This is a genomic window from Streptomyces sp. V4I23, from assembly GCF_030817975.1.
Taxonomy (GTDB): Bacteria; Actinomycetota; Actinomycetes; order Streptomycetales; family Streptomycetaceae; genus Streptomyces.
In genome coordinates this window covers 2,294,604-2,307,513 of the sequence record NZ_JAUSZW010000004.1, presented here as the reverse complement: position 1 = coordinate 2,307,513, position 12,910 = coordinate 2,294,604, and the positions used below count along the sequence as shown (strand labels likewise).

The window sequence follows — 12,910 nt, the reverse complement described above, 5'->3', positions numbered from 1 at the left end:
GTGAACCTCGGTGAAGGGCACTGTGGGCGAGTTGGGGGAGTTCGGGCTCATCAGGGAGCTCACCTCCCGGCTCACCTCCACCCCCGCGGTGCGGCTGGGACCCGGCGACGACGCCGCGGTCGTGGCCGCACCGGACCGGCGGGTCGTGGCGAGCACGGACCTGCTGCTGGAGGGCCGGCACTTCCGCCGTGACTGGTCGACGGCGTACGACGTCGGGCGCAAGGCCGCCGCCCAGAACCTGGCCGACATCGCGGCCATGGGCGCGGTCCCGACCGCTCTGCTCCTCGGCCTCGTGGTGCCCGCCGAGCTTCCCGTCACCTGGGCCACCGAGCTGATGGACGGCATCCGGGACGAGTGTCAGGTGGCCGGGGCGGCCGTCGTCGGGGGCGACATCGTGCGCGGCGACGTGATCACCATCGCGATCACCGCACTCGGGGACCTGCGCAACCACGAGCCGGTGACCCGCGCGGGCGCCCAGCCCGGCGACGTCGTCGCCTACACCGGCTGGCTGGGCTGGTCAGCCGCCGGGCACGCGGTGCTCTCCCGCGGCTTCCGCTCGCCGCGCGCCTTCGTCGAGGCGCACCGCCGGCCCGAGCCGCCGTACCACGCCGGCCCCGCGGCCGCCGGGCTCGGCGCCACCGCCATGTGCGACGTCAGCGACGGTCTCGTGGCCGACCTCGGGCACATCGCCGAGGCCAGCAAGGTCCGCATCGATCTGCGCTCGGGGCTGATCGACATCCCCTCGCAGATGAACGACATCGGCCAGGCCGTCGGCGTCGACCCGCTCCAGTGGGTGCTGACCGGGGGAGAGGACCACGCGATCGTCGCGACGTTCCCGCCGGACGCCAAGCTGCCCGCCCGCTGGAAGGTGATCGGAGAGGTGCTCAACCCCTCGGCGCTGCCCCAGGTGACGGTCGACGGCGCACCGTGGACCAGCAAGGGCGGATGGGACCACTTCGGGGGCATCGAGGACGGCAGTCAGCCGGACGCCCAGTAGGTCCACAGGCTCAGCAGGTCCCGGCGCCCGGTGGATCGGGGCGCGCCCAGTAGATTCGAGGACATGCCCATACCCCCTCGCGTGCTCACCGTCGCCGGGTCCGACTCCGGCGGCGGTGCCGGCATTCAGGCCGACCTCAAGACCATGCTGGCCCTCGGCGTCCACGGCATGAGCGTGCTGACCGCCGTCACCGCCCAGAACTCGACCGGTGTGCAGGGCGCGTGGGAGCTGCCCGTGGAGGCCGTACGGGCCCAGTACCGCAGCGTCGTCGACGACATCGGCGTGCAGGCCGTGAAGACCGGCATGCTGGCCTCCGCAGAGCTCGTCGGGACCGTCGCCGAACTGCTCGCCGGCACCGAGGTGCCCGTGGTCGTCGACCCGGTCGGCGTCTCCAAGCACGGGGACCCGCTGTTGGCGGCCTCCGCGCTCGACTCCGTACGTACCGAGCTGTTGCCCACGGCCACCGTCGCCACCCCCAACCTCGACGAGGTCGCCCAGCTCACGGGCATCGAGGTGCACGACGAGCCGGACATGCGCCGGGCCGCCGACGCCGTGCTCGGATTCGGGCCGCGCTGGGCGCTCATCAAGGGCGGTCATCTCGCCGGGGACGCCGTCGACCTGCTGACCGACGGAACCGAGGAGCACTGGCTGCGCGCCGGGCGTCACGACAACCGGCACACGCACGGCACCGGCTGCACGCTGGCGTCGGCGGTCGCGTCGGGGCTGGCCAAGGGGATGTCCGTGCCAGATGCCGTACGGGCGGCCAAGGAGTACGTCACCGGCGCGATCGCGGCCGGCTTCGCCCTGGGCGCGGGCATCGGCCCGGTCGACCACGGCTGGCGTCTCCGCTAGCGGAAAAGGCGAAAGCCGGTCCACCGAGGTGGACCGGCTTTCAAGGCAACCGCAGGGGCTGCGCTACGACGAAACGTCGCGGTTAGCGCGAGACCTTGCCGGCCTTGATGCACGAGGTGCAGACGTTGAGCCGCTTCGGCGTCCGACCGACCACGGCACGCACGCGCTGGATGTTCGGGTTCCAGCGACGGGACGTACGGCGGTGCGAGTGCGAAATGTTGTTGCCGAAGCCCGGCCCCTTGCCGCAGACGTCGCAGTTGGCAGCCACGGGTCACTCCAAAGACTTCAGATGCACTTACAGTGAAATCCGGCGTGCCGGAATCAGTGATCTGAAGTGGCCTGCCGGGGGAATGGCCCGATTCTCATCGGGCAACCGGAGCAGCATACAACGACTGCGTCCGAGATACGAAACTACCATGGCTTGCTGCGCACCCGCCCCCGTGCCTGGTCGGAGCCGGGGTCTACGCTGCGAGGCACCCCGCCGCCCACGGCCCGGACGGCCGACCGAGGAGGACCACCAGGTGCCGCAGACGATGGACGCCGAAGTGGTACGCGCCTGGTGCTCGCTGGCGCTGGAGGCCCTCGGCCGGGAGCGCGAGGAGATCGACGCGATCAACGTCTACCCCGTCGCGGACGGGGACACCGGCACGAACCTCTATCTGACGGCGGAGTCCGCCGCCCAGGCCGTGGAAGCCGTCTTCGCCGCCCACGAGACCGGGCGGTCGCAGCCCTCGCTCGCCGATGTGATGCACGCGATGGCCCATGGCGCGCTGATAGGCGCCCGGGGCAACTCCGGCACGATCCTCGCCCAGCTGCTGCGGGGCATGGCCGAGCGCATCGGCGCGGGCGGCCAGCTGGCCGGAGCGCTGCGGCGGGCCGCCGAGATGGCGCGCGAGGCCGTCGCCCACCCTGTCGAGGGCACCATCCTCACCGTGGCCTCGGCCGCCGCCGAGGCGGCCGAGAACGCACCGACCGACGCGCTCCACGCGGCCTACGCCGGCGCCCGGACCGCCCTCGACAACACTCCCCGCCAGCTGGCTGTCCTCGACCGGGCCGGCGTCGTCGACGCGGGCGGGCGCGGTCTGCTCGCGGTGCTCGGCGCCCTGGTGGAGGCCGTCTCCGGCGAGGCGCCGGCGGCCCCGGGACTCTCGTCGGCCCGGCCGGCGCTCCAGGCCCGTGCGGTCGAGCCGTGCGAAGGCGGCGGACCCGCCTTCGAGGTGATCTACCTGCTGGAGGCGGACGACGAGGCCGTCGCCCGGCTGCGCACCCGGCTGGACGGGCTCGGCGACTCGCTCGTCGTCGTGGGCGGCGACGGCCTGTGGAACGTCCATGTCCACGTGGACGACGCGGGCGCCGCCGTCGAGGCCGGCGTCGAGGCGGGGCGGCCGTACCGGATCCGGATCACCCACTTCGGCGCCGAGGCCGCCCAGTCGGCCGCGGAACCCCGCGAGCGGGTGCAGCGCGCGGTCGTCGCGGTCGTCCCCGGCGACGGCTTGGCCGACCTGTGCGACCAGGCGGGCGCCACGACCGTGCCCATGCGGCCGGGGGAGCCGCCGGCCAGCGGCGAACTGGTCGACGCGATCCGACGGGCGCACGCCCGCGAGGTCGTCCTGCTGCCCAACGACGCGTCCCTGCGGCACACGGCCGCGGCCGCGGCGGAACAGGCCCGCGCGGAAGGCGTCCGCGTCGCGCTCATCCCGACCCGTTCCGCGGTCCAGGGCATCGCGGCCCTCGCCGTCCACGAGCCGGACCGCCGTTTCGACGAGGACGTGGTCGCCATGTCGGCGGCCGCGGGCGCGACCCGGTACGCCGAACTCGCCGTGGCGGAGAGGCAGTCGTGGACCTCGGCGGGCGTGTGCCAGGCCGGTGACGTGCTGGGCCTGATCGACGGCGACGTCGCCGTCATCGGCAAGGACCTGACCGACACGGCGCTCACGGTCCTGGACCGGATGCTCTCCTCCGGCGGCGAACTGGTGACCCTCGTGCTCGGCGACGGCGTCCCCACCGGCCTCGCCGCGCACCTGGAGGCCCACGTCCGCGAGGGGTACCTCGCCGTCGACACCCTCGTCTACGACGGCGGCGGCCGCGGGACGCCGCTGCTCATCGGCGTGGAGTAGGCGCACGGCCCGTGGGGCGCGCTGTCCACAGGTGCGCGACGACTGTCGGTGGTGTGGTGTGCAATGGGTGGCGTGCCCGCGCTCGACGAACCTCTCAAGAACGCGCTCGGAGCCGCCACCGCGAAGGTGATGGCCGAGCACCTCGACCTGCACACCCTCGGTGACCTGCTGCACCACTACCCCCGGCGGTACGCGGAGCGCGGCGAGCTGACGTCGCTGTCCGAGCTGCCGCTGGACGAGCACGTCACGGTGGTGGCCCGCGTCGCCGACGCGCGCGTCCTGACCTTCAATCAGGGCCGCGGACGGCGGCTCGAGGTGACCATCACCGACGGCAGCGGCCGGCTCCAGCTGGTCTTCTTCGGCAAGGGCGTGCACAAGCCGCACAAGGACCTGCTGCCGGGCACCCGCGCGATGTTCGCCGGCAAGGTCTCCATGTTCAACCGCAGGCTCCAGCTCGCCCACCCCGCCTACGAGCTGCTGCGCGGCGAGGACGGCGAGGAGGCCGTGGACAGCTGGGCCGGGGCGCTCATCCCGATCTACCCGGCCACCACCAAGCTGGAGTCCTGGAAGATCGCCAAGGCGGTCGACGCCGTCCTGCCCAGCGCGCGGGACGCCGTCGACCCGCTGCCGCCCGCCCTGCGCGAGGGCCGCGGGCTGACCGACCTGCCCGACGCCCTGCACAAGATCCACCGGCCGCGCACCAAGGCCGACATCGAGGCCGCGCGGCAGCGGCTGAAGTGGGACGAGGCGTTCGTCCTCCAGGTCGCGCTCGCCCGCCGCAGGTTCGCGGACACCCAGCTGCCCGCCGTCGCCCGCAGGCCCGTGCCCGGCGGACTGCTCGACGCCTTCGACGCCAAGCTGCCCTTCACCCTCACCGAGGGCCAGCGCTCGGTCAGCAAGGAGATCTTCGACGACCTGGCGACCGAGCACCCCATGCACCGCCTCCTGCAGGGCGAGGTGGGCAGCGGCAAGACGCTGGTGGCACTGCGGGCGATGCTCGCGGTCGTCGACGCGGGCGGTCAGGCCGCGATGCTCGCGCCCACCGAGGTCCTGGCCCAGCAGCACCACCGCTCGATCACCGAGATGATGGGCGACCTCGCCGAGAATTGGGGCCTTTGGCGCGAGGGGGGTCCCCCCGCGCCGAAGGCTCCGGGGGAGTCTCCGCAGAAGGGGCGGGGGTCGGGCGACGGGCGGGCGCCCGGAGGCTCGGACCACGGCACCAAGGTCGTGCTGCTGACCGGTTCGATGGGCGCGCCGGCGCGCCGCCAGGCGCTGCTCGACCTGGTGACCGGTGAAGCGGGCATCGTCATCGGCACGCATGCCCTGATCGAGGACAAGGTGCAGTTCCACGACCTCGGCCTCGTCGTCGTCGACGAGCAGCACCGCTTCGGCGTGGAGCAGCGCGACGCCCTGCGCTCGAAGGGGAAGCAGCCGCCGCACCTGCTGGTGATGACCGCCACCCCCATTCCGCGCACGGTCGCGATGACGGTCTTCGGCGACCTGGAGACCTCCGTGCTCGACCAGTTGCCGGCCGGGCGGTCGCCGATCGCCAGCCATGTGGTCCCGGCCGCCGACAAGCCGCACTTCCTGGCGCGCGCCTGGGAGCGGGTGCGCGAGGAGGTCGAGGGCCGCCACCAGGCGTATGTGGTCTGCCCTCGGATCGGCGATGCCGAGGACGAGAAGGCCAAGAAGAAGTCGGCCGAGGACGAGGCGGAGAAGCGGCCGCCGCTCGCGGTCCTGGAGGTCGCCGAGCAGCTGGTCCGCGGCCCCCTCGCGGGACTGCGCGTGGAGGTCCTGCACGGGCGGATGGCGCCCGACGACAAGGACGACGTGATGCGCCGCTTCGCCGCGGGCGACATCGACGTGCTGGTCGCCACCACGGTCATCGAGGTCGGCGTGAACGTCCCGAACGCCACGGCCATGGTGATCATGGACGCGGACCGCTTCGGCGTCTCCCAGCTCCACCAGCTCCGTGGCCGGGTCGGCCGGGGCTCCGCGCCCGGACTGTGCCTGCTGGTCACCGAGATGCCCGAGGCGAGCCCCGCCCGCGCCCGGCTCGGCGCGGTCGCGGCCACGCTGGACGGGTTCGAGCTCTCCCGGATCGACCTGGAGCAGCGCCGCGAGGGCGACGTGCTCGGCCAGGCCCAGTCCGGGGTGCGCTCCTCGCTGCGGATGCTCGCCGTCATCGAGGACGAGGAGGTCATCGCCGCCGCCCGCGAGGAGGCCGCCGCCGTCGTGCGGGCCGATCCGGAGCTGGAGCACCTGCCCGGTCTGCGGATGGCGCTGGACGCCCTGCTGGACAAGGAGCGGGAGCAGTACCTCGACAAGGGCTGAGAGACTTGGGAGGTCAGCCCGTACAGAGAGGCCCGAGATGACCCGCGTGATCGCCGGCGTGGCCGGCGGACGCCGCCTCGCCGTTCCGCCCGGCAACGGCACCCGCCCCACGTCCGACCGTGCCCGGGAGGGACTCTTCTCCAGCTGGGAGTCCCAGCTCGGCAGCCTCCACGGCATCCGCGTCGCCGATCTCTACGCGGGCTCGGGCGCCGTCGGTCTGGAGGCCCTGTCCCGCGGCGCGGCCCACGCCCTGCTGGTCGAGGCCGACGCCCGCGCCGTCCGCACCGTCCGGGAGAACGTCCGCGCGCTGGGCCTGCCCGGTGCCGAGGTCCGTACCGGCAAGGCCGAGCAGATCGTCACGGGCCCGGCTCCCGAGCACCCCTACGACGTGGTTTTCCTCGACCCGCCGTACGCCGTCACCGACGACGATCTTCGCGAGATTCTGCTCACACTCCGCCGCGAGGGCTGGCTCGCGGACGCTGCGCTCGCCACCGTGGAGCGCAGCACCAGAGGCGGAGAATTCAACTGGCCCGAAGGTTTCGAGCCGCTGCGGGCCCGTCGCTACGGCGAAGGGACGCTTTGGTACGGTCGCGCCGCCTCTACGTGCGAAGACGCACCATGACCGGACCGGAGAGCGAGGGACTTCAGTTGCGCCGAGCAGTCTGTCCGGGGTCGTTCGACCCCATCACCAATGGACACCTCGACATCATCGCCCGCGCCTCCAAGCTGTACGACGTCGTACACGTCGCGGTGATGATCAACCAGTCCAAGAAGGGACTGTTCACGGTGGAGGAGCGGATCGAGCTGATCCGTCAGGTCACCACCGAGTACGGGAACGTCGTGGTGGAGTCCCACCACGGTCTCCTCGTGGACTTCTGCAAGGAACGCGACATCCCCGCGATCGTCAAGGGGCTGCGCGCCGTCAGCGACTTCGACTACGAGCTGCAGATGGCCCAGATGAACAACGGCCTCTCGGGCGTCGAGACCCTGTTCGTCCCGACCAACCCCACCTACAGCTTCCTCTCCTCCAGCCTCGTCAAGGAGGTCGCGGCCTGGGGCGGCGACGTCTCCCACCTGCTGCCGCCGGTGGTCCACGAGGCCCTCGTCCGGCGGCTCGCCGAGAAGTGAGCCGCTGACAGTCCGTCACCCGGTGTCGGGAGGGCACCGACTGGCCGTACAGTCGACCCGTCCGTCTCCAATCCGGCTGTAGAGAGTGGCAAACACACGGTGGACGTGCAGAAGAAGCTCGACGAGATCGTCGAGGCGGTCGGGAACGCCCGGTCCATGCCCATGTCGGCCTCCTGCGTGGTCAACCGCGCCGAGCTGCTCGCCATGCTCGACGAGGTCCGCCAGGCGCTGCCCGGCTCCCTCGCCCAGGCCCAGGAGCTCATCGGAGGCCGGGAACAGCTCGTCGAGCAGGCCCGCAAGGAGGCCGAGCGGATCATCGAGTCCGCCCACGCCGAGCGCGGGTCGCTCATCTCCGACACCCAGGTCGCCCGCGAGTCCCAGGAGCGGGCGGACCGGATCCTCGCCGAGGCGCGCAAGGAGGCGGAGGAGATCCGCGCGGAGGCCGACGACTACGTCGACTCCAAGCTCGCCAACTTCGAGGTCGTCCTCACCAAGACCATCGGCTCGGTCGACCGCGGGCGCGAGAAGCTGCTCGGCCGCGGTCCCGGCCTCGACGAGCACGGCTTCGCCGACGAGGACGCCCCCGAGCACAGCAGCGACCCGCAGACGCTCATCCGGCGCGCGGACGAGTACGTCGACGCCAAGCTGGGCGCCTTCGAGGCCGTGCTGTCGAAGACCCTCGACGCGGTCGGCCGCGGCCGTCAGAAGCTGCACGGCCGGATCGCCACCGACGATCTGGGCGCCCACATGGCCGCGCAGGACGCCGCGGGCGGCCACCAGCCCACGAGCGACGCGGACTACCTGGCGGGCCTCGCCGAGCTGACCGACGCCGCCCCGGAGCCCGAGCGGCAGCAGACGTACGCGGCGTACCAGCCGCCGCCCGCGCCGCAGATCCCGGCCCAGCAGGACGTGTACGGCTACCAGGCACAGGAGGCGTACGCCCCCGAGGGCGTCTCCCCCGCCGGCTACGGCGCCCAGGGCACCGACCCGTACGCCGCGTACCAGGAGCAGGCCTACGACCCGCAGCACTACGCGCAGCAGAACCCCTACGCCTACCAGCAGCACCAGCCGCAGGCCCAGCAGGGCGCCGCGCTCGACGAGACCAGCCTGTTCGACACGAGCATGATCGACATGGAGCAGCTGCGTCGCTACGAGCAGGGCCGCTAGGCCCGGGAGGCCGCCGAACAGCCCGGATTGGGTCTACGGCGGCCGGTCCAGTATCCTGGCTCTTCGGTCGCGCGTAGTTCCGCGATCCCGGCTGCCCGCTTCGCCCCACGAATCGGGACGGCCCCTCCCCACGATCCGAAAGCAGGAAGAGCCGTGAGCACGCGCCTCGACCACCGCAACCCCCTCGTGTTCGACACGCACGAGCTGGGACGGCGGCCCGGTGCGCTGCAGCGGCTGTCCCGCACGGTGGACGCGCCGAAGGACCTGGGTATCGAAGGCGTCATCGGAGTGCCCGAGGGCAAGCCGGTGGAGCTGGAGCTGCGCCTCGAGTCCGTCATGGAAGGGGTGCTCGTCACAGGCACCGCCCGTGCGAGCGCCGAGGGGGAGTGCGTAAGGTGTCTGGAGCCGCTGCGCCAAGAGGTCGCCGCGGACTTCCAGGAGATGTTCACGTATCCCGACGCCGACGACCGGGGCCGCCCCGCGGAGCCTGTCGACGACGAGGACGAGGACATTCTCTATCTCGAGGACGGCATGTTCGACCTCGAATCCGTGCTGCGTGATGCGGTGGTGCTCGCACTGCCGATGCAGCCGGTGTGCCGGGAGGACTGTTCCGGCCTGTGTCCCGAGTGCGGGATCAGGCTGGACGACGACCCGGACCACCACCATGACGCCGTCGACATCCGTTGGGCGGCACTGCAGGGACTCGCCGATTCACTCGGAACCGGTGAGAAGGACAACATGGGCGGCGCCGAAGCGGGCGTCGACGAGAAGCAGGAGAAGTAGCCGTGGCTGTTCCGAAGCGGAAGATGTCGCGCAGCAACACGCGCCACCGCCGGTCGCAGTGGAAGGCTGCGGTCCCCACCCTGGTTTCGTGTGAGCGTTGCCAGGAGCCGAAGCAGCAGCACATCGCGTGCCCGAGCTGCGGCACCTACAACAAGCGCCAGGTCCTCGAGGTCTGAGCGGCTGGTGAGAGGCCCGATGTCTGAGGTGTCCCCTGCCAAGAAGCAGGCAGACGCAACGAACACAGTCAACGCAGCCTCGTCCCACACGCTTCTGGAAGGGCGGCTCGGGTATCACCTCGAGTCCGCCCTTCTGGTGCGCGCGCTGACCCACCGTTCGTACGCGTACGAGAACGGCGGTCTGCCCACCAACGAGCGTCTGGAGTTCCTCGGGGACTCGGTGCTCGGCCTGGTGGTCACCGACACGCTCTACCGCACCCACCCCGACCTGCCCGAAGGCCAACTGGCCAAGCTGCGGGCCGCGGTGGTCAATTCGCGTGCGCTGGCGGAGGTCGGCCGCGGCCTCGAACTGGGCTCCTTCATCCGGCTGGGCCGGGGTGAAGAGGGCACGGGTGGCCGGGACAAGGCCTCCATTCTCGCCGACACCCTTGAAGCGGTGATCGGCGCCGTCTATCTCGACCAGGGTCTCGAAGCGGCGTCCGAGCTGGTGCACCGGCTCTTCGACCCGCTGATCGAGAAGTCCTCGAACCTCGGTGCGGGCCTGGACTGGAAGACCAGTCTCCAGGAGCTCACCGCGGCCGAGGGGCTCGGTGTGCCGGAGTACCTCGTCACCGAGACCGGACCCGACCACGAGAAGATCTTCACTGCTGCCGCCCGCGTCGGTGGTGTCTCGTACGGCACCGGCACCGGCCGCAGCAAGAAGGAAGCGGAGCAGCAGGCGGCGGAATCCGCGTGGCGGGAGATCCGCGCCGCCGCGGACGAGCGCGCCAAGGCGGCGGCCCAGGCCGCGGCCGAACCGGACGCGGGAAGTGGCGAAGGGGCCGCCGACACCCCTCCCGCCCCGGCGCCGACGGACCGGGCCTCGGCCTGAGCCGGTCCTTCCCCGGGCTCCGCTTCCCCAGCAGTTCCTGTGAGGCCCCTCGCCGCTTGGGCGGTTTCCAGTGGTCGTCGCAACACGTGATCACTGACGTGTGGCGGCGAGCAGTTTAGACAGACGCTCGGCTGGGGTTTCCCAGCCGAGCGTCTTGCGTGGGCGGCTGTTGAGTTCGGCAGCAACGGTGTCCCACGCTGCCAAGGGCTGCCGGGGTTGCAGAAGTAGACCGGAATGCCGGTGGTGACGCTGAACGTGTGGTGACCGGCCATTTCGGAGCCCTGGTCCCAGGTCAGGGACCTCTTCAGGTGCTCCGGCAAGGTCTGGACAGTATCCGCCAGGGCGTCGCCGACAGCGACTGCGCCGCTGCCCTGGGGCAGGTGTACCAGCATGAGGTAGCGCGTGCTGCGCTCCACCAGCGTGGCGATGGCCGAGCGGTGGTCCTTGCCGACGATGAGGTCGCCCTCCCAGTGGCCGGGCACGGCCCGGTCGTTGGCCTCGGCCGGGCGGTCGCTGATCAGCACCATGGGGTGTGTGAACCGCTGCTGGCGGCTGTGGGCCTGGCGTTGAGGGCGGCGCATGGCGCGTCCTGTCCGCAGGGCCAGGGTCAGTTCCCGGCGGAGCTCTCCGCGGCCTTGGACGTAGAGGGCGGGCCGGTAGGCCCAGCGGAAGCGGTCGCCGCGCAGGGGCATGCCGTTTCGGCGTATCTCCCGGCTGACGGTGGACGGGCTGCGGCCCAGCTCGGCGGCGATGGCACGGACTGTCGCCTTCTCCCGGAACCGGTCGGCGATGTGGATCCGCTCGTCTTCCGTCAGGTACCGGGACGGCCCTGAGGCCACCCGCACGGCATTCGCGGGTGGCCTCGGACGCTTCTTCCGGCCCTCGGGCCGGCCGTTGCGCCACTCACGACCGGTCCGAGGGTTGACCCCGACTCGTCTGGACGCCTCAAGATTGCCGAACCCGAGCTGCATGAGCCGGAAGTATTCCTCCCGCTCCCGTTGCAGCTTGCGGGGCCCTTGCTCCTTGCGGCTCTTCCGGATCTTGAAGTCCATCGCATCCCCTGAACTGGGGTGTTGCGACGACCACTAGAACGGAAGTTGCGGTGAGGGGCCTCAGCGCTGCACGCCCCGCGTCGCGCGATACGCTGCGGGCATCGCCCCGACCACCGCGGAAGGAGCCCCGTGCCCGAGCTGCCCGAGGTCGAAGTCGTACGCCGCGGCCTGGCCACCTGGGTTGGCGGACGCACCATCGCCGAGGTGGAGGTGCTGCACCCTCGCGCCGTGCGTCGGCACGTCGCGGGCGGCGAGGACTTCGCGGCCCGGCTGCAGGGGCAGGCCGTCGGGGACGCCCGCCGGCGCGGCAAGTACCTGTGGCTGCCGCTCACCGACACGGACACCTCGGTCCTCGGTCACCTCGGGATGAGCGGACAGCTGCTGGTGCAGCCGCACGACGCCCCGGACGAGAAGCACCTGCGCATCCGGCTCCGCTTCGACGACTCCCTCGGCACCGAGCTCCGCTTCGTCGACCAGCGCACCTTCGGCGGCCTGTCGCTGCACGACAACACCCCCGAGGGACTGCCCGACGTCATCGCGCACATCGCCCGCGACCCGCTGGACCCGCTCTTCGACGACGCCGTCTTCCACGCCGCGCTCCGCGCGCGCCGCACCACGGTCAAGCGCGCCCTGCTCGACCAGTCACTGGTCAGCGGCGTCGGCAACATCTACGCGGACGAGGCGCTCTGGCGCTCCCGGCTGCACTACGACCGCCCGACCGCGACGCTCACCCGGCCGCGCTCGGTGGAACTGCTGGGCCACATACGCGAGGTGATGACGGCCGCCCTCGCGGTAGGCGGCACCACCTTCGACAGCCTGTACGTGAACGTCAACGGCGAATCGGGGTACTTCGAGCGTTCCCTGGACGCGTACGGCCGCGAGGGCGAGCCCTGCAACCGCTGCGGCACGGTCATGCGGCGCCGCCCCTGGATGAACAGGTCCAGCTACTTCTGCCCCCGCTGCCAGCGGGTCCCGCGCACCACGGCCTGACGCCGTCGTCCTCTAGCGGACCGCCGCCCGGTCGCCGGCTTCCTCACGGCCGGCGTCGTACCGCTGCCGCGCCTCGAGCACCTCGGGCATCCGGCCCTCGACCAGGCGGATCAGGCCGAGCAGCTGCTCGGTGACGGCCCGACCGAGCGGGGTGAGTTCGTAGTCCACGCGCGGCGGATTGGTCGGCTGCGCCTCGCGGTGCACGAGCCCGTCGCGCTCCAGCGCGTGCAGCGTCTGGGACAGCATCTTCTCGCTCACGCCGTCGACCCGGCGGCGCAGTTCGTTGAACCGCAGCCGCTCCCCGTACAGGGCGCCCATCGTCAGGCTGCCCCAGCGACCCGTCACATGCTCCAGCGTTCCGCGCGAGGGGCACTGCCGGGAGAACACGTCGAATCCAAGGTCGTCGCCCATGCCCGCCAGCCTACGCCGGGCAGCGCTGCCCC

General features: G+C 71.8%; 13 protein-coding genes and 1 pseudogene. 11 read left to right on the top strand and 3 right to left on the bottom strand.

The genetic code is table 11. The features are described 5' to 3' along the window. The first annotated feature begins 10 nt into the window (after positions 1-10). Positions 11-997, top strand: coding sequence for a thiamine-phosphate kinase (locus QFZ82_RS12500; RefSeq protein WP_307713242.1), 987 nt, complete (start codon positions 11-13; stop codon positions 995-997). A gap of 63 nt (positions 998-1,060) precedes the next feature. Then, positions 1,061-1,849: a bifunctional hydroxymethylpyrimidine kinase/phosphomethylpyrimidine kinase gene (gene thiD / locus QFZ82_RS12495; RefSeq protein WP_307713241.1), complete on the top strand. Its 789-nt coding sequence runs from the start codon at positions 1,061-1,063 to the stop codon at positions 1,847-1,849. Positions 1,850-1,931: 82 nt separating this feature from the next. On the opposite strand, the gene rpmB is transcribed toward thiD, so the two are convergent. Then, entirely contained in the window at positions 1,932-2,117 is a 186-nt protein-coding gene (gene rpmB / locus QFZ82_RS12490; RefSeq protein ID WP_003957616.1) for a 50S ribosomal protein L28, read from the bottom strand. A gap of 265 nt (positions 2,118-2,382) precedes the next feature. Between rpmB and QFZ82_RS12485 the strand changes: the two genes are divergently transcribed. The 8 genes from QFZ82_RS12485 to rnc all read left to right on the top strand — a co-directional run bounded on the left by QFZ82_RS12485 (position 2,383) and on the right by rnc (position 10,425). Then, on the top strand, positions 2,383-3,966 hold the full coding sequence (locus QFZ82_RS12485; RefSeq protein ID WP_307717701.1) for a DAK2 domain-containing protein: 1,584 nt from the start codon (positions 2,383-2,385) through the stop codon (positions 3,964-3,966). 63 nt (positions 3,967-4,029) lie between these two features. Next, entirely contained in the window at positions 4,030-6,300 is a 2,271-nt protein-coding gene (locus tag QFZ82_RS12480) for an ATP-dependent DNA helicase RecG (protein WP_307713240.1), read from the top strand. Positions 6,301-6,337: 37 nt separating this feature from the next. Further along, the gene (gene rsmD / locus QFZ82_RS12475) at positions 6,338-6,922 is read left to right on the top strand and encodes a 16S rRNA (guanine(966)-N(2))-methyltransferase RsmD (RefSeq protein WP_307713239.1); all 585 of its coding nucleotides are present in this window, start codon (positions 6,338-6,340) and stop codon (positions 6,920-6,922) included. Positions 6,923-6,948: 26 nt separating this feature from the next. After that, positions 6,949-7,428: a pantetheine-phosphate adenylyltransferase gene (gene coaD / locus QFZ82_RS12470; RefSeq protein WP_218183855.1), complete on the top strand. Its 480-nt coding sequence runs from the start codon at positions 6,949-6,951 to the stop codon at positions 7,426-7,428. A 99-nt stretch (positions 7,429-7,527) separates the two neighbouring features. Next, positions 7,528-8,595, top strand: coding sequence for an ATP synthase F0 subunit B (locus tag QFZ82_RS12465; RefSeq protein ID WP_307713238.1), 1,068 nt, complete (start codon positions 7,528-7,530; stop codon positions 8,593-8,595). Positions 8,596-8,748: 153 nt separating this feature from the next. Then, entirely contained in the window at positions 8,749-9,378 is a 630-nt protein-coding gene (locus QFZ82_RS12460; RefSeq protein ID WP_307713237.1) for a DUF177 domain-containing protein, read from the top strand. A gap of 2 nt (positions 9,379-9,380) precedes the next feature. Next, positions 9,381-9,554 carry a 50S ribosomal protein L32 gene (gene rpmF, locus QFZ82_RS12455; RefSeq protein ID WP_026165248.1) on the top strand — a complete coding sequence of 58 codons (174 nt, stop codon included), beginning with the start codon at positions 9,381-9,383 and terminating at the stop codon, positions 9,552-9,554. A gap of 19 nt (positions 9,555-9,573) precedes the next feature. Further along, positions 9,574-10,425 (top strand): ribonuclease III, encoded by an 852-nt coding sequence (gene rnc, locus QFZ82_RS12450; protein WP_307713236.1) that lies wholly within the window; start codon positions 9,574-9,576, stop codon positions 10,423-10,425. 90 nt (positions 10,426-10,515) lie between these two features. Here rnc and QFZ82_RS12445 read toward each other — a convergent pair. Then, positions 10,516-11,396, bottom strand: a pseudogene (locus QFZ82_RS12445) (IS30 family transposase). Positions 11,397-11,606: 210 nt separating this feature from the next. Here QFZ82_RS12445 and mutM point away from each other — a divergent pair. Then, on the top strand, positions 11,607-12,467 hold the full coding sequence (gene mutM, locus QFZ82_RS12440) for a bifunctional DNA-formamidopyrimidine glycosylase/DNA-(apurinic or apyrimidinic site) lyase (protein ID WP_307713235.1): 861 nt from the start codon (positions 11,607-11,609) through the stop codon (positions 12,465-12,467). A 12-nt stretch (positions 12,468-12,479) separates the two neighbouring features. Here mutM and QFZ82_RS12435 read toward each other — a convergent pair whose 3' ends face one another. After that, positions 12,480-12,878, bottom strand: a complete 399-nt coding sequence (locus QFZ82_RS12435; protein ID WP_307713234.1) for a helix-turn-helix domain-containing protein — start codon at positions 12,876-12,878, stop codon at positions 12,480-12,482. Between the last annotated feature and the right edge of the window lie 32 nt (positions 12,879-12,910).